The organism is Mesorhizobium ciceri biovar biserrulae, from assembly GCF_001618845.1.
Taxonomy (GTDB): domain Bacteria; phylum Pseudomonadota; class Alphaproteobacteria; order Rhizobiales; family Rhizobiaceae; genus Mesorhizobium; species Mesorhizobium ciceri.
Window position 1 is genome coordinate 1,268,035 of record NZ_CP015064.1, and the last position, 18,568, is coordinate 1,286,602.

Genomic DNA, 18,568 nt, shown 5'->3' on the forward strand with positions numbered 1-18,568 from the left:
CGCTGAGAGAACACGGCGGAGAGTCTGACATGGTCCACCACTGGTCCCGCGACGCTTGGGCGTCCGTTTCCGCCAATGAGCCAGTTACCGTCACCCTTTACTTGGCGCACGGGTTCGAACTCCTCGCTCTGTCGTCTGCCCTGGACGTCTTTCGCCTCGCCAACAAAGCGGCCGGACGGGAAGCCTTTCGTTGGCGTATGGTTTCCCACTTGGGCGAAGCCGTGCGGGCCAGTTGCGGTATTGTTGTCGCGGCTGACGCCGACCTGGCCCAAGAACGCAGGTATCTGCAGCAGCCTGAACGACCCGCACTGGCTCTCGTCTGCGGCGATGAGCCTGATGAAGGTCGTGAAACCAAGGTGCTGAGCGCGTGGTTGCGCGAATGCCGGCAGCGCCGCATTGACACGGGCGCATTCGGGAGTGGTGTCGCTGCTTTGGCGAAAGCTGGTCTGCTCAATGAGCGCAAGTGCGCCGTCCATTGGGAGGCCCTGCCGGGATTCGAAGAGCGGTTTATGCGCGTCGAGGCGGAGGCGACCGTCTACAAGGTCGACAACGATATCTGGAGCTGCGCAGGCGGCACGGGAGCCTTCGATATGATGATCGAGCTTGTGAAACATCATTGCGGCGAACCTGTTGCGGTAAGCGTTGCGGAGTTGGCCGTCGCCGGCCGTGTCCGCACGGGCGATGAGCGCCAGCGAGTGCCGCTGCTGCGTCAGCATGGCAGGCTCAACCCGATCGTCGTGAAACTGATCGAATTGATGCAGAGGAATCTGGCCGCCCCGCTGACCATGACGGACCTTGCGGCGGCTGCGGGGCTGTCGCGGCGGCAGGTGGAGCGTCTGTTTCGCAATGATATCGGTCGCTCTCCCTGCCGCTACTTCCGAGAATTGCGATTGGAACACGCGAAGCTCCTGCTGGCCCAGTCGGCCATGCCGATTCTTGAAATTGCGGTATGCTGCGGCTTCGTGTCGGCGTCCCACTTTTCGAGGTGTTTTCGAGAGGCGCACCAGATCGCCCCTCACGAAGCCCGCAACCTTCCGGCCGGACGGTTCTTGAACGTGTCGACGCAGCAGCGTGCCACGACTGCGGGCCTGTCGGAGCGGCGGTGATGCAAAGGAAGAGCTTGGCCGCATGCCGGCAGCGTCAATAGCCTGCTTCCCGGTTGAACAGCGGAAAGACTTCAAATCCGCGCTCAAGCCTGCGCACATTGTCGGCTATCACGGCAACTGCGCTCGACGCAAATGTTGCACCGGACATATGAGGCGTAACGAACACTTGGGGATGCGACCAGTAGCGATGCTCGGGAGGAAGCGGTTCCTGGGCGAATGCATCTAGGGCGGCGCCGGAAAGGTGCCCCCGGTCAAGGGCGTCTAGCAAGGCTTCATCATGGACAACCGCTCCCCGGCTGATGTTGATGAAAAACCCACCTGGGCGCATCGCCGCGAAAATCTTGCCATCGAGGAAGTGGCGGGTTTTCGGGGACAAGGGGAGGGCATTAATGACCACATCGTTGCGGCCCAGGAACTCAGCAAGCGAGTTCTTTCCGGAATAGCAGTCGATACCCTCGATCTGTCGAGCGCTGCGGTCCCAACCGCTCACGGCATATCCAAAATCACGAATGCGGCTGGCGACCTCTGTGCCGATGCGGCCCAGGCCGAATACACCAGCGCGAAACTCTCTTGTGGGGACGATCTGCTTACGATGCCAGATCCGGTCTTGCTGCTGCGATCGGTAGTCCGCGTACCGCCGGTGGAACGTTAGTACCCAGTAGAGGGCATGGGCAGCCATGTCGCGGGCGACGGCCGGATCCGCGAGCAGAATTACCGGGACGTCCGGCAAGCTTGCATCTGCTACGAAATGCTCGGCACCGGCGCCGAGCGAGAAGATTGCCTTGAGATTCGGATAGCGATTGAGATCGCCGGCAGGGTGGTTCCAGACCATCGCATATACGACTTCGTTGGGGTCGATGGGTTCACCGAACACTTTGACGGGCAATTCAGGAAGCTGGCGGCTTATTTCCCTTCGCCAACTTTCGTTATCGTAGCCATGGTTGTTCAACAGGATGGTCATGGGTTTGGGCGCCCCTTGGAGGAGAATAGGCCCGCACGGAGGGAACGGCTGGCCATTCGACCTCCGCGTAAGGCTTCTGCAGACAGTAGGCGCTGGAAAGCCCGGCCAGTCGCCGCCGGGGGTTCAAGCTATTCGATTAATAGCGATACGAAGGATCGACCCGGTCGCACTGGCGCAACAGCGCCGGCCACTCATATTTGCCGAGCGGGAAATCGTCGTATTGGCGGTGCGCCAGCCGCCAGATGTCCTCACTGCTCTTGTCGAGCTTCAGGCCGGTGGAATAGGCATCGATCAGTACACGGCACGCGCGGACGGTGTAATAAAGGTTCATGAACGCTTCGCCAGCGTTCGCCCCGACTGCAAGGAACCCGTGGTTTTTCATGATCAGGCATTTCTTGCCTTCGATGTTCTTGGCGAGACGATCCCGCTCCTCGAGGGTCAGCGACAGGCCTTCCCAGTCGTGATAGCCGATGTCGCCCCAAAGCATCGAGCCGTCCTGCGTCAGGAACTCCAGCCCATCCTGTAGCGCCGTGATGGCGAGACCCGCCGGCGCGTGGCTATGGAACACGACCTTCATGTCGTGATGGGTGTTATGGATTGCTGAATGGATGACGAACCCTGCGGTGTTGACGTCCGGCGGGCCGTAAAGGACCTTTCCCTGCTCGTCGACCTTGATCAGGTTCGACGCCGTCACCTCATTATAAAGCAGACCGAAGCGGTTCAGAAGGAACTGGTGATCGGTGCCTGGGACACGCATGGTGATGTGGTTCCAGATAAGATCGTCATAGCCATACATGTTGGCGAGGCGGTACAGAGCAGCGAGGTCGACGCGCGCTTCCCATTCTTCCTTGGAGATGTTCGCATGGCCGCCCTGGACGCTGAAGTCCTCGGCTTTCATCTCATGTGCCATTGGTTGTCCTTTCGATCGTATTGTCAGATGGAGCGGAGGAATGTGCCATTCTGCTCTTCCAAGAGCTTCACGGCCATGAGGTGGTTCTGGTCAAACCCGTACTGGTCGACAGCTTTTTTGTAGATTGCCTCAACCTGTTCACACATGGGCAACGTGGCGCCAACCGTCCTTGCCAGCTCCAGGGTCAGGACCAAATCTTTATGTGCAAGACCGAGCGCAAAGCCAGGATCGTAGCTTCCGTCAAGAATAGCCGGACCGTATCGGTCCGCGACATAGCTCGCTCCAGTGCTGCCTTGAATGATCCCAAGCATCGTCGCGGCAGGAACCCCGCCCATCACTCCCAGCATCAGGGCTTCACTCAGCGCGACCGAGTTGAGGTAGCAAAGCACCACCTGCGAAATCTTGGCCACGTAGCCAGCTCCATGAGGGCCAAGATGCATGATCCGGTTGCCAATCTTTTCCAGAACTGGCTTGCACCGCGCAAATACATGCTTGTCGCCGCCAACCATGATCATCAGAGTACCGGCAGCTGCTCCTTCAATCCCGCCAGTTACCGGTGCGTCAAGAAACGCAATCTCCCGGTCGGTGGCAGCAGCGCGGATGCGTCGTTCGCACTCCAGATTGTTGGTTGAAAGGTCAATCCAGACGGCGGCTTTCGGCAGCCCGGCGAGAATGCCCTGTTCGGACAGCGCCACGGCCTCGATGATCTTCGGGTTTGGCAGCGATGTGAAGGCTATGTCGGCTCCGGCGGCCGCCTCCGCAGCGGTGGGGGCGGACGAGATTGCTCGGTTGCCGGCCGCTGCGCCAGTCGCCCGCACGGCCTCGACCTTATTTGAATCCAGGTCGAAAAGGGCAAGCTCGTACCCGGCACGCGCCAGATTGCTGGCCATTGGCCCGCCCATGTTGCCCAACCCGATGAATGCAATCCGCATAAATGTCTCCGTTGGCCAGCCAAAGTTTGCTCCGTCACGCCGGCGCTTTTTCTACCCGCCCACTCTTCCTCACTCTGGTTGACGTGGCAAACGAATATAATTACCGACTCATATCGAGGAATTCGATTTAAGGGGGTTTCCTTCGTGAACATCGAGCACATCAAGGCTTTTTTGGAAGTCGCCACGACGGGCAGCTTCCAGCATGCCGCCGACCAACTCAATGTCACCCAGTCGACCATCAGCGCCCGGATAAAGGCGCTTGAACGCCGACTGAACCGCCAACTGTTTCACCGTAAGCGCAACGGAGTGGCGCTTACGACGGGCGGTCATCAATTCCACGCAAGCGCAGTGAATATCGTGCGTTCCTGGGAGCGGGGTCAGCAAGTTGCGACGCTACCGGAAGGCCTGAATGCCTTTGTCACGCTGGGTGTTGAAGACAATCATTGGCCGCGCGTCGTGCCGGGCTGGCTGGAACGAATGGCAAAGGCGCTGCCCGACGGAGTCGCGAGCGCCATCAGCGAGCGCTCGGACATTCTCATGGAGAAACTGCGCGCCGGCCTGCTTGACATTGCCGTCCTTTATGATCCGCGCCATTGCGCGGAAGCACGGATTGAGCCGCTCATCAGCGAAGAACTCGTGATGGTCTCGTCGAAGCCGCGTCCGGTGGAGAGCGGGGTTGTCCCGGGGTACGTGTTCGTGGATTGGGGCGAGACGTTCCGGGCTCAGCACAGCATGCATTTTCCGGGCGTTTTCAGCCACAAACTCACAATCCGCAGTTCCGCGGTAGCCATGGATCATATCCTGGCCAACAACGGCTCCGGGTATTTTCTCGCCGAATCCGTGGCGTCTCAGGTCAGGTCCGGACGCCTGCATGTCGTCGAGGGAGCACCACGGTTTCAACGGACAGTCTTCGTCGCCGTTCGTATTGACGTCATTGCGCCGGAATTTATCGAAACCGCTGTGCAGGCCCTGCGCGACACAATCACCTGAATTCCAGTCCCTTGCCGGAGAATGACATGAAAATCACAGCGTTGAAGACACGACTGACCGACGTACCTTTTGTTAAGCCGATCACGACCGCCATTCATAACATGCGATCGGTCGGATGCCTGCTTGTATACTTAGAAACCGACACCGGACTGGTTGGCCAAAGCTATATCTTCACGTTGAATTCAGTCCGGCTCAAATCGTTCGACGAAATGGTCCGCGGCTTTTCGCATCGCATTGTCGGCCAGGATCCCCACTACGTGGCGGCGATCAATTCGGCCATCTGGTCTGAAATCAATCCGACCGGTTATGCGGGCGTCACGATCTCCGCGCTCTCCGCGCTCGACACGGCCTGCTGGGATCTGGTCGGCAAAAGTGCTGACCGGCCGCTGCACCATCTGTTCGGAGCGTGCAGGGATCGCATCCGCACATATGCCAGTGGCGGGCTCTGGTTGTCCCAGAGCATTGACGAGCTGGTCGATGAAGCGGCGACCTTCCTGGACCAGGGTTTCCGGGCGATGAAGGTTCGGGTCGGCAAAGAAAACCCTCGAGAGGATTTTGAGCGCGTCAGGGCTGTCCGCGAGGCGGTTGGACCCTCAATCGAACTCCTCGCGGACGCCAACCAGGCGCTCAGGCCGAAGCAGGCGATCCGCCTAGGCCGGATGCTCGAGGAACTCGACGTCGGCTGGCTCGAAGAACCGGTTTCCGTCCACGACCTCATCGGCCAGGCCGAGGTCCGGAATGCGCTCCACATTGCGATTGCCTCGGGTGAAACGGAGTGGACCCGCTTCGGCATCCGCAACACGATCGAAGCACGCGCCGCCGATGTGCTGATGCCGGACCTCCAAAGGATTGGTGGGCTCACCGAAATGCGCCGGGTGGCAGCCTTGGCGGAGGCGTATTGCCTGCCCATTTCCACCCATATTTTCACGGAGCACAGCCTTTGCATTGCCGGCTCAGCCGCCAATTGTATCTCCGTCGAGCATATGCCGTGGTACGCCCCACTTTTTCGCGAAGAGATGGAGATCGTGAATGGCGACATCCTGATTCCCACCCGTCCCGGGACAGGTTTTACCTTCGACGAGGCCGCAGTGACTCGCTTCGCCGCCGATTGAGCATCGAATAACTCGATGTCAGGGTCGAATTATATTCGTTAGTTAAATGCTAGGTGATCCTATAATTGACGACGTGGGGGAACCGGCCCGGTAGCGCAGGCTGCCGAGGACATCGCCTGGAATGGAAAACCGACAGGAGAAGGCAATGCTCTCACGCACGTTGAAACTCAGCGCCGCTGTATTCATCGCAACGCTCGCGGCGACCGCGGCCGAAGCAAAATGCGGCGACGTCACGATCACCGAGATGAACTGGGCCTCGGGCTCGATCGTCACTGCCGTTTCCAAGTTCCTGATGGAGCAGGGATACGGCTGCAAGGTCACGGTGGTCCCATCGGCCACGGCTACGGCAGTCACCTCCGTTGCTGAGACCGGCCGCCCCGACATTGTCACCGAACTCTGGCTCAATGGCGCGCCGGCTTATCCAGGATTGGTGGCCGCCGGCAAAGTCAAGACGCTGGGCCATGTCCTCACCCCCGGCGGCATTGATGCATGGTGGGTTCCGCAATACCTCGTGGATGAACATCCGGAACTTGCGAAGATCGACGGCATTCTGGCGCACCCCGACTGGGTGGGCGGCAAATTCCACAATTGCCCGGAAGGCTGGGGTTGTAAGATAACCAACGACCATTTGGCTGAGGCTTTCGATCTTAAAGGCCACGGCATAGAAGTTTTCAATCACGGCTCCGGAGAGACATTGGCAGCCGCGATAGCTGCGGCCAACGAGAATAAGCAGCCTTGGTTCGGTTACTATTGGGGTCCGACGTCCGTTCTCGGCAAGTACAAGATGGTCAAGGTCGACATTGGCCCGTACGTCCCCGAGATTCACGCCTGCAACGCGGTAGAAGCCTGCAAGACACCCGGCAAGTCGGCCTATCCGCCGGCAGAGGTGGTGACGGCAGCGACGACGGATTTCGAGAAGCGCGAGCCGGAGATTGCAGCGCTCATGTCCAAGGTGACCTTCACAAATGAGCAGATGAGCGAGACACTGGCCTGGCAGGATAGCAAGAAGGCTTCGGCCGACGAATCGGCGGTCCACTTTCTGACCACCTACAAAACGATTTGGGCGGACTGGCTCAGCCCCGAAGCCAAGGAAAAGCTCGCGGCAGTCCTCAAGTGAGATCCGTCATTCACCTGGGCTCCGCACCCAACGGAGGTGATCGACCTTTTGAGTGAATTTGGCAAGGCGCGAAGGCTTGGCGGCACCTCAAACGTCGACAAGCAAATCTCCTCCAGTTCCGGTGGCCACGCTCTGATGAGCGTGGCTGCCGGATTCCCGCGATATAAGGCGATCCATGACAGCGTACGAAAGAGCTTTTGACTCGCTTGGACTGCGGTTCTGGTGCGATGCCGGCGCCATCGGCGGTCCCATGTCGATGGACGATCTACTTGCCAAGGCTGGCGCGGCGGGGACCGACCAAGCCGAATCTTTCCCGTTTCCATCCCTGGACGTCCTTCACAAGGCCTGCGGCGCCATCCCGCGCACCCGCGACATGACAGCCGGGTTGGAACGCCTGTTCCTTGATGTGAAAGACCCCGTGAAAGTCGTTCTGGACCCGGTTACCCAGCCATTGAGTTGGGCGCTGCGCAACGCCATCGACCTGATGCAGTCTCTTCCATGGTGGGCGGCGATCATAATCCTGGTCGCCATCGCCCATTTTGCCGGGCGCCGCATCGGCGTGACGATCTTCGTACTGGCGGCATTTTTAGCCCTGGCGTTCATTGATCACTTTGGCTACGCCATGCAGACCCTCGCCATCATCATGGTCTGTACCTTCATCTGTGTCCTGTTAGGGGTGCCGATCGGCATAGCGATGTCACGCAGCAACCGCCTGGAGCGTTGGCTGACGCCTTTTCTCGACCTGCTACAGACGCTGCCCACCTTCGTCTATCTTATCCCGCTGATCTTCCTGTTCAGCGTTACGGAGCCGAAGCTCTACGGCATCGCAATCATTTTCTATGCGATCGTCCCATCTATCAGGCTTACCAATCTGGGCATCCGGTTGGTGGACAAGGACGTTCTGGAAGCGGGGGAGGCGTTTGGCATGACCTCCTCGCAAAAGCTCTATCGCGTCCAGTTGCCACTCGCTTTGCCGAACATTATGGCGGGCATCAACCAGACCATCATGCTGTCTTTATCCATGGTCGTCATCGCTTCGCTAGTGTCTGCGCCTGGCTTGGGAACGCTTGTCCTGCGCGGTATCAACAAACTTGAACTCGGCGTCGGCCTCGTCGCAGGCCTCGGCATTGTTCTCCTGGCCATTGTGCTTGACCGAGTCAGCCGGGCGGCCCTCCAGCGCGTCAACAAGATGCACCAGCCGCGGACATGAGCATGACCGAGAGCTTCGTATCAATCCGCAACCTCTACAAGATCTTCGGCAACAATGCGTCAGCCATGGTGTCTTACGCGAAGGCGGGGATGCATAAGAAGGACATGCTGCAGACCCACGGCCATGTGCTCGGGCTACGCGACATCAACGTCGAGATCAAAAAGGGCGAAATCACTGTGATCATGGGCCTCTCGGGCTCGGGAAAATCAACCCTGATCCGTCACCTCAACCGCCTCGTCGACCCCACAGCGGGTGAGATTATCGTTAATGGTACAGACATCATGAAGCTCGACCGGGCCAGACTCCAGCAACTGCGCCGGACCCAGATGTCGATGGTCTTTCAGAAGTTTGCGTTGCTTCCGCATGAGACGGTGCTGCGAAACGCCGGCATGCCATGCTCGGTCCGCGGAGACGGACGGGCCAAAACTGATGAAACGGCCCGCAAGTGGCTGAGCAGGGTCGGCCTCGCGGGCTCGGAGGCGCTCTATCCCCATCAGCTCTCGGGGGGCATGCAGCAGCGCGTTGGCCTCGCCCGGGCTCTAACGTCGAACTCTGAGCTGATGCTCATGGACGAAGCCTATTCAGCGCTGGACCCGCTCATCCGGTCGAGCATGCAGGACCTTCTCCTCGAGCTGCAGAAGGACCTTCAGAAGACCGTCGTATTCATCACTCATGACCTCGATGAGGCTCTCAAGCTTGCGGATCACCTGGTCATCTTGAAGGACGGCGAGATCGTGCAGCAGGGAGAGCCGCAATACATCCTCCTCAACCCGGCCGACATTTACATTGAAGACTTCGTCAGCGATATCAATCGCGCCCGCGTCCTGCGCGTCCGATCGGTAATGGAGAAGACGATCACTGACGACGACGGCTATGAAGTCCTCGACGGGGACGAGACCTTGGAGCGGGCGATCCTGCGATCCCAGGGAGCTGCTGACAAATTCTTTGCAGTGCACTCGGACGGAGCCCGCGTGGGCACGCTCAGGATGACGGACGTTTTGAAAGCGCTTGTACCCACAGCCTCGACCGGGCGGCACCACAGCAACATATAGGTAAGGACCATGACAATGGGATTCCCATGGCGCTCGTCGACCGAATGGACCTCACTGTTGCCGCGAAAATGCCGTACGCCTTGGCTGCGCACCCTTCTGGAGAGGCTTGTCAGGCGTCGCTCGGGGAGGTGACTTCATGAACCCTCTGGTCATAGCTTACAGCGCCCTGGTGCTGGGCATTGTATCCGAGGTCATCGGTTCATCGCTGTTGCCCGAAACACGGCAATTCACGAAGCCTGGACCTACTGCAGCTGCCATCGCCAGCTTCGTCGTCGCATTGTTCTTTCTCTCCCATGCCCTCAAATTGATTCCCCTGGGTGTCACATACGCAATCTGGTGCGGCGTCGGCATCGTGCTGACAACCATAGTGAGCGTTCAGGTCTATAGGACGCCACTTGATCTGCCTGCGGTATTGGGGATCATCCTGATTATTTGCGGCGTCGCAGTGATCAACGTTTTCTCCAAGACTGTTGGTCACTGATCGCGGGTTTTCGTTTGGTCGCCTTGGCGGTCGAGGGCATGAACGTTTGGCCGAGCTCGCCGTGACTGTGGGAATGCATCGGAGAAAGCGCTGATTGCCGGGAGCAGATACAGACCGCTAAGTTCAAGCCCAAATCCACTGCCAACGTGACCGCGGTAGATCGACCAGTTGGCTCTGACGTTCGAGGATATGAAAGACGACCCAAAGAAGATCGGACTGTCAGCAGGACGGGGCGCAGCAACGACGATGATGGCCCAGGCGCAGCACGATAATAGCTTTCGCAGCGCTGAGCTACCCCGATCAGCCATATGGCGCTGCTTAAATTCGCGAGGTGTCCGCTGGCGAACGTGAGGGGTGTGCCGTCACCGATTTGGGCACCTCAAGAAAACCGAGCCAAACCCGCCTACCGCAACTCTCGCGCCCGTCCGGCGCCGTTTCCGGTTTGCCAGATCGATTCGAAGTTGCGCAGCATCACTTCCGCGACGCTAAAGGTGTGCTTCCCTTGCCGGGAAGTCAGGCGAGCGTCAATGTCGGGATAGATAAAGAAGGGAAGGGAAATTCGTTCGGCAGGACCGGTGTGCACGACCTGATGGGGCGTGCTCTTGAATTGGTCATCGCTCAAGGCCTGAAGCATGTCGCCCAGATTCACAACGAGACTGTCGGGCAAGCTGGGCGCCGGCACCCAGCGTCCCCCGAACCACACCTGCAAGGAGCGCGTGGGGAGTTCCTCCTGCAGCAGCAGCGTAAAGAACCCGTTGTCGGTATGCTTTCCGGCCGTGCCACCAGCGGATGGATATCGGATCACACGCTGGAGTACCGTCGGTGGGCTGAAATGGCGCCGGAACCAGTCCTCTTCCATATCGAGCAAGTCGGCAAGCGCGGTCCCGAGCTGCGGCACAACCTCGTTGACCACAGTCGCCTGCAAAGCTTGCAGGCTTCGAGCGAAACCAGGAGCCACCGCGTTATCCGGAAGGCGTGTGCGGCCAGCAAACGGACGTCGGTCACCTTCATTCTCGATTCCGAGGTCAAACATCTCCTTTGGATCAGGGCCGGCCTCGGGATGTAGCGTTTCGCCGTTTAACGGACTGTATCCGCGGGCGGTGGCGGGGTACACGTATTGGGCGGTGTGACCGTAGCGCTCCTTGACAGCCTGCGGCAGCGCGAAGAACCGCCGGGAAGCCTGGATCGCTTCTGCGATCTGTTCCTTCGGGATTCCGTGCTCAAGATAGAAGAACCCATACTCTTCACAGGCCAGGCGCAGGCGCTCGCGCTCTGCGTTTCTCGTTGCATCGGCTGTCAGTTTCGCCAGTGAGATTTGCGGCAGCGTGGTCATAGCTGTTTCTCCGTTGGTGCTGTGGCTCTATCGGGTACCTGGAAGACCCAGTAGTGTGCGCCCTCCTCCGCGATGTATTTGCCATCGTTTAGACGCTGGGTCGTCACAAGCACGCCCGCATCCTCCAGACGACGCACCTCACCTTCAAAGGACGAAGCCTCCGCATAGCTCTTGCGGGTGCTTACGATGATGAATCCGTTGGGACGCGTGACGCGAGCCAGTTCGCGCAGTGCGTCCGGTCGGATGTGACCGACCGTGAAGACGCCGCAGCAAACCGTGATATCGTAGGTCGCACTGGAGCAGTCGGAGAGCGGCCCGTTAAGGTCGATCTTGGCTTGGATGTGCCGGTAGGCGCGGGTTTTCCGGGCCTTTTCCGCCATATCCTCGGAGAGGTCGATCCCGTCAATCAATTGGAAGCCGAGGCGTTTCAGTTCCACGCCAACCAGACCTGTTCCGCACCCAGCGTCCAGGATTGCGATGGCTGCTCGCTTATTGGCCAAATACGCTGTCTGCACGGTGCCCGCCAATTCCGCAACGATCGTCGGCCCGCAGTATCCATCGCGACCGACATCCAACTCGTAGGAATTGGCCCATCCGCGATAGAAGTGGACCAAGTTACCGGCATCGCCATCGAGGGTATGGGAATCCTTGATGCGCTTTCGCGCGGCTTGCGCCAATGCCGTCTGCTGATCGAGGGTGGTCATGACAGTTCCTCCATTCGGGGGCAAATGAGATGCGGCATCGTCAGCGGCGAAATGGCACCGGCTAGATGCACAAGCCGCTCGCTGCCGTATTGCTGAGCATGGCTATCCGACCATGCGGAGGCGCCCACGCTCCAAGTGATAACGTCGTGGATCAAGACATCGCTCAGGCCCATGCCGCGTCCAAGATCAAACGCCTCGTCAAGGATCAGGCGATTGACGTGGGTGAGCTCGTCGACCAGAGACTTGAGCAAGCGGATCTGGATGTCAGTGAGTGGGACGTCGTCGAGCGGGAACACATGCTCACGCTTGGGTTTGATCCTTCCGATGTGATCGGTCAGGAATTCTTGGTCTGGCGGATGCCTGGGGTCAGCACCGTACCTGGATGGCGCGCGATAGCCCGGCACTTGCAGTCGAACGCCGAAGACCATCTCCGCCAGCGCGACGACTCGCAGATGGCTGTCGTGTCGGTCGAACTTCCGTCCCGCCTCGCTATAGCGCCTTTCGACCGCGCGCCCGATCGGCAATTCCACGCCGAGTTCGTCCGCCAGTTGGACCGTCAAGCCCATATCCTTCACCGCGATCTCCAGAGTGCACGAGCGATCGTAGCTGCCATCCAGGAGAAACGGGACGAACTGCTCGATTGCAACGGAGTTTGCGGACGACGCGACAAACTTATGCCACGCCTGCTGCGCTGGAACGCCCTCTCGCACGCTTTGGCAGAGTGCGTGGCCGCTCGCCACGGCTGCAGTGTAAAAGAGCAGGTTCGTCAGCAATTTGGCTGACTGTCCCTGACCGATGTCTCCGACATGGAAGGGGACAGCTCCGATGGTTTGCAACACCGTCTCGGAACGCACATAGGCCTCCGATGGCCCCCCGACGAAGAAGCTGACATTGGCGAAATCGACCCCCATGTGGGACAAGTTGCTCGCGGGTGCTTCTAGCGAATCGACGCCAATTGCTGCCGCCCGACGGGCGATCTCGACCGTGTTGTGATAGTCGGTCGTGGACGTATCGATCCACACGCTGCCCGGTGTCATTCCGGCCAACGCGCCTTGCTCGCCTGTCATGTTGTCAAAGACGTCATGTGGCAGCGGCAGGCAGGTGATGACAATTTCGCAATCGCGGGCCGCTCCGCGTGGTGCGTCATGCCACCGGGCTCCTTTTTCGACCACGTCTTCCGCGGCTGCGGGATCGATATCGTAGACGTTCACCAGATAGCCGGCTTGCAGGAGCTTGGCGATCATCGGTCTTCCCATGCTGCCGGTACCAATGAATCCGATGCGTTCGACATTGCGGAAATGAGCGGCGCTTACAGCCCCTGCGGCAGACACTGGGTTCCCTTTCATAGATGCAGTCGCGCGCTTCTCTTAATGGTACGCCGAATAGTAGTAAATAGACACCGGCATAGCGATGGGAGCAACGGGAAATGTGTGAAAACAATTGGCGTTTATGTTGCAAATTTACTGGCGATTGTTAAATTGTGGTTGGAAAAAAATGCAATTGTGCTTTGCCGTGGAGTTAGAGAGTCTTTCATCCGGGTCGACCGACCGATCATCGATCATGGTGATCGCTCGCAGGCTAAGATGTGAGTCTGACTGGGTCGAAGGCTTGCTAATGGGCGAGCGCTTCGCCGCCTGGCTCAGGAACATGGCTTGTCGAAGGCGAGGGTGCGCCAAATCATCGAGAGGGCCGTGCGGCCGCAAGCTGAACGTTCAAGCCCAAGTCCGCCCCGATTACATGGTCGAGCGTCCATAGGTGTGGAAGCTGGCGGAGCTGCATGGACTCGGAAGCGTCACGCCGCACCACTTCTCTACGGAGCCGGAACGCGGGATCACTGGAGCGGTTGGTCGACAAAAAGGGAGTATTTTTCCGAGCCGCGCACAGGCAACACGTGAGCTGGCGCGCCTCGCCTGGCAAAAGGAGAAGCGCGAGAGACCATGGCCTGCAATGGAGCGATTAAGCATGGCGGTAGTGCAACCAAGCTGCCCGGCTGACGATCCGGTCCGCGGCCTTCGGTGCAACTCGCCTTGGAACCGGCCTCCAGAATTGAGCGCAGCGAAAACCGGTTGAACCCAGGAGGCGCAGGCCGGCCGGACACACGAGGAAATCACCATACGTTTCGAGAGACCGCGCATGACCGAGATCTCGCCTCGGGCCAGTTCCGGCGAGGGGATACTTTGCTTTCTCTCGGGATATGAGTGAGTGTTGAGGGGCGCTCGACAGACCCCCCGCCAAGCCCGCGTCGCGCATGTCAAAAGACGGGTGTGGACATCTCAATAAGCTCCCGACAGGCTAGACGCCCGTGCGGTTATGAGGGCAGTGCCGGTCCAGCTGACACCTGGCATGTGTGCTGAACTTTATCGCGTGCTCCGCCAAGTCGACCTGATGCGGGTGACCGAAGTCCGGTGCCTTGACCGCGGCGATCTTCATTCCACCGCGCAGCTTGTTGACGACCAGTGTGGCCAGGGCCTCCTTGACGTCTTCCGAGATGATGAGCAGCGGCTTGGAGGTTTGCACGACGGCTTCAAGAACTGGCAGCATGGCCTGCAGGTTGGAGAGTTTCTTCTCGTGGAGATGTAGGCGTCCTCGAGATCGGCAACCCCTCTGGCAGGCTGCGGTCGGGCGGACGCAAAATCACACATCCATTGCGGTCGCGCTAACCGCCAAGCATATGACCGGCATTTCGTAAGGCGCCGAGGAAGAGACCGGCATGGACGGTAACATCGATCTTGGCTTGCATCGCCAGGGGCAAGCTGGTCCAGTTCTCCAACGGCGCCATCAGATCTGCGAAAGTGCTGTTCACCATGCAATAGTGGGTAACAAGGCCTTGTCTGTCCAACGCCACCACGCCAGTCCGTTCGGCTCGATACCGGATGGCTGCGACCCTCTGCACCTGCGCGTCACCGTACACCCGCACGTCGAAAACCAAGGTACCCTGGCTCCTCGCCGCTATCTCCACGGCTCTTTCGTTGAAGCTTAGCGAGAGGGAGCGGACGCTTTCGACCGCCATCTGGAAAATCGCCCAATCCAGTTCATCCGAGGCCATGGCGGCAATAGCGCGCAACGGAGGGGTGATTGCAACGACGCACACGGCTTGTTCACAGATGTCGGCTGACGACCAATCCTTAGCGGTCTTGCCGCCCCGCCACCGGCTGACCGCGATGTCCGGTCGGACCGATGCTGAAGCGGGGGGCACGCCTACCGCCGCTAAACCTGGACCTGGCGCACTCGCGTCCACTCCCTTCCGCATCGCCTTGCCAAGCAGCGCGTGGCCTCCACAGCCCATGGCGCGAGGACGCGCCGCATTTGTGCTCCTGAACATGTGCCCGGGGTAGAACATCCAGCAACGAGGCTCAGTCCCCCCGTTCGCGACCCTACAGCACCCCGGGTCAGCGCATCAGCCAGGGTTCACAAAGTTGGCTGGCCGGGGTAGGGGAAGCGCAGAGAAATCTCCGGTCGCAGCCTTACCCGGTCAAAACAAGGATACCATGATGAAGACTCTCGTCGTCTGCTCCGGCGGATTGGACTCTGTTTCCCTTGCCCACAAAGTGGCGTCGGAGCACGAACTCACCGGGCTCCTGTCCTTCGACTACGGCCAGCGGCACAGGCAAGAATTGAGATTCGCCACACTGTGCGCGGAGCGACTGAACGTTGCGCATCAGATCATCGACATCCGCCAAATCGGCCGCGGCCTTCGCGGCTCGGCGCTGACCGACAGTGTCGACGTGCCCGACGGCCACTACGCAGAAGACACCATGAAGATCACGGTGGTGCCGAACAGGAACGCCATCATGCTGGCAATCGCGTTTGGTCTTGCCGCCGCGCATAAGGCGGAAGCGGTGGCGATGGCCGCTCATGGCGGGGACCATTTCATCTATCCAGACTGCCGTCCCGCCTTCATCGAAGCTTTCCAGACGATGCAGGACCGAGCGCTCGACGGCGACGCGCAGATCCGCCTTTACACGCCCTATGTGAACCTCACAAAGGCGGACATCGTTGGCGATGGAGCAGGATACGGAACCCCATTTGCGCAGACCTGGTCCTGCTACAAGGGCGGCGAGCGTCACTGCGGACGGTGCGGGACCTGCGTCGAGCGACGCGAGGCGTTTCATCTCGCACAGCACACCGATCCGACCGAGTATGAGGACACCGATTTCTGGCTTGAGGCGCTGCGGAGGCGGAGCGCCTGATGTTCCGCATCACCAAGGAATTCCACTTCTCGGCCTCGCATCAGCTCACCTCCTTGCCACCCGAACATCAGTGCGCGCGGCTGCACGGGCATAACTACATCGTCCAAGTGGAGCTCTCGGCCGAGGAGCTGAACGCGCACGGCTTCGTGCGCGACTATCACGATCTGGCGCCGCTCAAACGCTATATCGACGAGAGCTTGGACCACCGGCACCTCAACGACGCGTTGGTACATGAGCAGGTCACGGCGGAATACTTGGCCAGGCATTTCTATGAATGGTGCAAGGCACGGCTGCCGGAAACCGCGGCCGTGAGGGTGAGCGAAACCCCGAAAACCTGGGCGGAGTACCGGCCGTGACAGATACGCAGCCGGCGATCCGGGTCAGCGAGATATTTGGGCCGACGATCCAGGGCGAGGGCGTGCTCATCGGTTTGCCGACCGTCTTCATCAGAACCGGCGGCTGTGACTACCGCTGTTCCTGGTGCGACAGCCTCCATGCGGTGGACAACCGGTTCCGCCATGAATGGAAGATGATGCCGGTGGATGCGGTGTGGCAAAGCGTGGTTGCGCTTTCCGGCGGCCGGCCAGTGATGGTGTCGCTGTCGGGCGGCAACCCCGCCATTCAGCCCTTTGGCGGGCTGATTCAGCGAGGCCATGGCGAAGGCTACCGCTTTGCGCTGGAAACCCAGGGTTCGGTGGTCAAGGACTGGTTTGCCGAGCTTGATGTGCTGGTCCTCAGCCCAAAGCCGCCGTCGAGCGAAATGCGGCCCGACTGGGCCGCCGTGGAGGCGTGCATCGAAGCGGCGCGGGAGAAGCCGCAAGTCGTGCTCAAGCTCGTCGTTTTCGACGAGAGTGACTATGCCTTCGCCAAAGACGCCGCCGCGCGATTTCCACGTCTCCCGGTCTATCTGCAACCTGGCAATCACACGCCACCGCGCCTTGGCGATGAAGACGCACCTGTCGACCTTGACGGAATCATGAGACGCATGGAGTGGCTGATCGACAAGGTGACGCGAGACGGGTGGTTCGAAGCCCGCGTGTTGCCGCAGCTGCACGTTCTGCTCTGGGGCAACAGGAGGGCCGTCTAGCTCCTACTTGCCCGTGGGCGCAGCACCCGTCGGATCTTCGGCTGACGGACTCACGCGGATGTGACAGCGCTGCCGGCGCAACCGCGCGCTGCTCAACGCGGAGATCAACCAGGCGCTTGCAAAGCGAGCGCGAACCGGAGGGGCTTAGCTGTCGCTCCGGCTTTGTGACCACGCGCGTGTGAAACCTCACAAAACCATTTTCTACAAAGTGCCGAGACAGAAGCGCCAACAAATCCCCGAATGGGCATGAATGGTTCCCGACTTTGCGTCGCAAATCCTTCGCATGTTCCGCCGTTTCATGGTGCGCCGGACCAAAGCCGTCGCGCGTGGCCACGCCGTGTTCGTGTCCGCTGCGTAAGCCAAACGGCGATCGCGCCAATGTCCTAGCCGGCCTTTTCGCAGCGCAGCGCTCACCTGCGTTCCTGCCCCCACTGGCACGCTATTTGCGGCACCGGGGTGCGGCGCTTGACCGGAGCGCGGCGACGGGAGAAGCGCGGCCACACGGCGGGAGCCGGTGCTGCGGGCGTCCTGTCCTGCCGTTTATGTTTGATGGAGCCACCCATGTCCCGATTAAATGCCGCGCTTGTCTCGGCGATCGCTCTCTTGGTGTTCGCGCTGGGAGTGTTGAAACATCGTCAGGATGCGGCCGAGTACCTGCAGCGTCTGGAAGACCAGCGCCAGATAGCGGCTGACTTGCGCATACGCATTCCGCAGCGGCGCGACGCCCTCCTCAACGACCCAGCCTCGCCAATCGCCGGCAATCCCTTGGGCGATATCGCTGTTGTCTCGTTCTTCGACTACAACTGCGGCTATTGCCGGGCGGCAGCCCTCCACCTCATTCAAGCCCTCAGGGATGATCCCAATGTGAAGCTTGTGTTCAAGGACTTCCCAATCCTGGGGCCAGGTTCCAGATTCGCAGCCCACGCAGCGCTCGCCTCGCACAAACAGGGGAAGTACGAGGCGTTCCACCTCGCCCTCATGGCTTTCCCCGGCTCCATCAACGAGCGCAGCGCCTTGACCGTTGCAGAGCGTGTGGGCCTCGATCTCGAGCAACTGAAGCGGGACATGCAAGACCCGGCCATCACAGATGCCATCACACGCAATTTCGCACTCGCCAAAGATTTGTATATCGACGGCACACCTGCGTTGGTGATCGGCGACGAAGTGATCCCAGGGGAAATCGGGATGGCCAGACTGCAACGCTCCATCGCTGAAGCGCGCGCGAAGGCAAAGGTACAATCTTCGACAGCTGCAAAATCGGCATCTTGACATACTGTCGGCAAATGCTGTGGTCGCCGGTTCGTTTGTCGGAGTGGTTTTGATGTGCTCCTGAGCGCCTTTTTCGTGGTTGGCTTGACCGCATCGTGACGCCGGCGGGCGCGA

Annotated in this window: 18 protein-coding genes and 1 pseudogene; 11 read left to right on the forward strand and 8 right to left on the reverse strand. The window is 59.9% G+C overall.

The window, feature by feature from the left end; genetic code table 11:
- The first annotated feature begins 29 nt into the window (after positions 1-29).
- Positions 30-1,106 (forward strand): GlxA family transcriptional regulator, encoded by a 1,077-nt coding sequence (locus tag A4R29_RS34055; protein ID WP_050596326.1) that lies wholly within the window; start codon positions 30-32, stop codon positions 1,104-1,106.
- Positions 1,107-1,140: 34 nt separating this feature from the next.
- Here the strand turns inward: A4R29_RS34055 and A4R29_RS05615 are convergent, their stop codons facing one another.
- The 3 genes from A4R29_RS05615 to A4R29_RS05625 all read right to left on the reverse strand — a co-directional run bounded on the left by A4R29_RS05615 (position 1,141) and on the right by A4R29_RS05625 (position 3,909).
- A complete protein-coding gene (locus A4R29_RS05615) occupies positions 1,141-2,067 on the reverse strand; it encodes a 2-hydroxyacid dehydrogenase (protein ID WP_050596327.1) in 927 nt (308 codons plus the stop codon).
- A 136-nt stretch (positions 2,068-2,203) separates the two neighbouring features.
- A complete protein-coding gene (locus A4R29_RS05620) occupies positions 2,204-2,977 on the reverse strand; it encodes a class II aldolase/adducin family protein (RefSeq protein ID WP_027163123.1) in 774 nt (257 codons plus the stop codon).
- A 23-nt stretch (positions 2,978-3,000) separates the two neighbouring features.
- Positions 3,001-3,909 carry an NAD(P)-dependent oxidoreductase gene (locus A4R29_RS05625; RefSeq protein WP_063171426.1) on the reverse strand — a complete coding sequence of 303 codons (909 nt, stop codon included), beginning with the start codon at positions 3,907-3,909 and terminating at the stop codon, positions 3,001-3,003.
- A 144-nt stretch (positions 3,910-4,053) separates the two neighbouring features.
- Here A4R29_RS05625 and A4R29_RS05630 point away from each other — a divergent pair, with 144 nt between their 5' ends.
- The 6 genes from A4R29_RS05630 (at position 4,054) to A4R29_RS05655 (ending at position 9,871) form a co-directional block, all read left to right on the forward strand.
- A complete protein-coding gene (locus tag A4R29_RS05630; RefSeq protein ID WP_063171427.1) occupies positions 4,054-4,899 on the forward strand; it encodes a LysR family transcriptional regulator in 846 nt (281 codons plus the stop codon).
- A gap of 26 nt (positions 4,900-4,925) precedes the next feature.
- A complete protein-coding gene (locus tag A4R29_RS05635; RefSeq protein ID WP_027163125.1) occupies positions 4,926-6,011 on the forward strand; it encodes a mandelate racemase/muconate lactonizing enzyme family protein in 1,086 nt (361 codons plus the stop codon).
- A 145-nt stretch (positions 6,012-6,156) separates the two neighbouring features.
- Positions 6,157-7,128 (forward strand): ABC transporter substrate-binding protein, encoded by a 972-nt coding sequence (locus A4R29_RS05640; RefSeq protein WP_063173590.1) that lies wholly within the window; start codon positions 6,157-6,159, stop codon positions 7,126-7,128.
- A gap of 175 nt (positions 7,129-7,303) precedes the next feature.
- A complete protein-coding gene (locus A4R29_RS05645) occupies positions 7,304-8,338 on the forward strand; it encodes an ABC transporter permease (protein ID WP_063171428.1) in 1,035 nt (344 codons plus the stop codon).
- Positions 8,335-9,390, forward strand: coding sequence for a quaternary amine ABC transporter ATP-binding protein (locus A4R29_RS05650; protein WP_201787931.1), 1,056 nt, complete (start codon positions 8,335-8,337; stop codon positions 9,388-9,390). The genes A4R29_RS05645 and A4R29_RS05650 overlap by 4 nt, the downstream gene beginning before the upstream one ends.
- 136 nt (positions 9,391-9,526) lie before the next feature.
- The gene (locus tag A4R29_RS05655; protein ID WP_063171430.1) at positions 9,527-9,871 is read left to right on the forward strand and encodes a DMT family transporter; all 345 of its coding nucleotides are present in this window, start codon (positions 9,527-9,529) and stop codon (positions 9,869-9,871) included.
- A 403-nt stretch (positions 9,872-10,274) separates the two neighbouring features.
- On the opposite strand, the gene A4R29_RS05660 is transcribed toward A4R29_RS05655, so the two are convergent.
- The 5 genes and pseudogenes from A4R29_RS05660 to A4R29_RS05680 all read right to left on the reverse strand — a co-directional run bounded on the left by A4R29_RS05660 (position 10,275) and on the right by A4R29_RS05680 (position 14,954).
- Entirely contained in the window at positions 10,275-11,204 is a 930-nt protein-coding gene (locus A4R29_RS05660; RefSeq protein ID WP_063171431.1) for an isopenicillin N synthase family dioxygenase, read from the reverse strand.
- Positions 11,201-11,908, reverse strand: coding sequence for a class I SAM-dependent DNA methyltransferase (locus A4R29_RS05665; protein ID WP_027163131.1), 708 nt, complete (start codon positions 11,906-11,908; stop codon positions 11,201-11,203). The genes A4R29_RS05660 and A4R29_RS05665 overlap by 4 nt, the downstream gene beginning before the upstream one ends.
- Positions 11,905-13,254: an NAD(P)-dependent oxidoreductase gene (locus tag A4R29_RS05670; RefSeq protein WP_063171432.1), complete on the reverse strand. Its 1,350-nt coding sequence runs from the start codon at positions 13,252-13,254 to the stop codon at positions 11,905-11,907. Before A4R29_RS05670 ends, A4R29_RS05665 begins: the two co-directional genes overlap by 4 nt.
- Before the next feature lie 1,012 nt (positions 13,255-14,266).
- Positions 14,267-14,520 (reverse strand): annotated as a pseudogene (gene groEL, locus A4R29_RS05675) (chaperonin GroEL); the annotation flags it as partial.
- 44 nt (positions 14,521-14,564) lie between these two features.
- Positions 14,565-14,954 (reverse strand): hypothetical protein, encoded by a 390-nt coding sequence (locus tag A4R29_RS05680; RefSeq protein WP_027163134.1) that lies wholly within the window; start codon positions 14,952-14,954, stop codon positions 14,565-14,567.
- A 445-nt stretch (positions 14,955-15,399) separates the two neighbouring features.
- Between A4R29_RS05680 and queC the strand changes: the two genes are divergently transcribed.
- The 4 genes from queC (at position 15,400) to A4R29_RS05700 (ending at position 18,454) form a co-directional block, all read left to right on the forward strand.
- A complete protein-coding gene (queC, locus tag A4R29_RS05685; protein WP_063171433.1) occupies positions 15,400-16,098 on the forward strand; it encodes a 7-cyano-7-deazaguanine synthase QueC in 699 nt (232 codons plus the stop codon).
- The gene (queD, locus tag A4R29_RS05690; RefSeq protein ID WP_063171434.1) at positions 16,098-16,454 is read left to right on the forward strand and encodes a 6-carboxytetrahydropterin synthase QueD; all 357 of its coding nucleotides are present in this window, start codon (positions 16,098-16,100) and stop codon (positions 16,452-16,454) included. The genes queC and queD overlap by 1 nt, the downstream gene beginning before the upstream one ends.
- Entirely contained in the window at positions 16,451-17,185 is a 735-nt protein-coding gene (gene queE, locus A4R29_RS05695; protein WP_063171435.1) for a 7-carboxy-7-deazaguanine synthase QueE, read from the forward strand. The genes queD and queE overlap by 4 nt, the downstream gene beginning before the upstream one ends.
- Before the next feature lie 561 nt (positions 17,186-17,746).
- Complete coding sequence (locus A4R29_RS05700) at positions 17,747-18,454, forward strand: DsbA family protein (RefSeq protein WP_063171436.1); 708 nt, start codon at positions 17,747-17,749, stop codon at positions 18,452-18,454.
- The last annotated feature ends 114 nt before the right edge of the window (positions 18,455-18,568 follow it).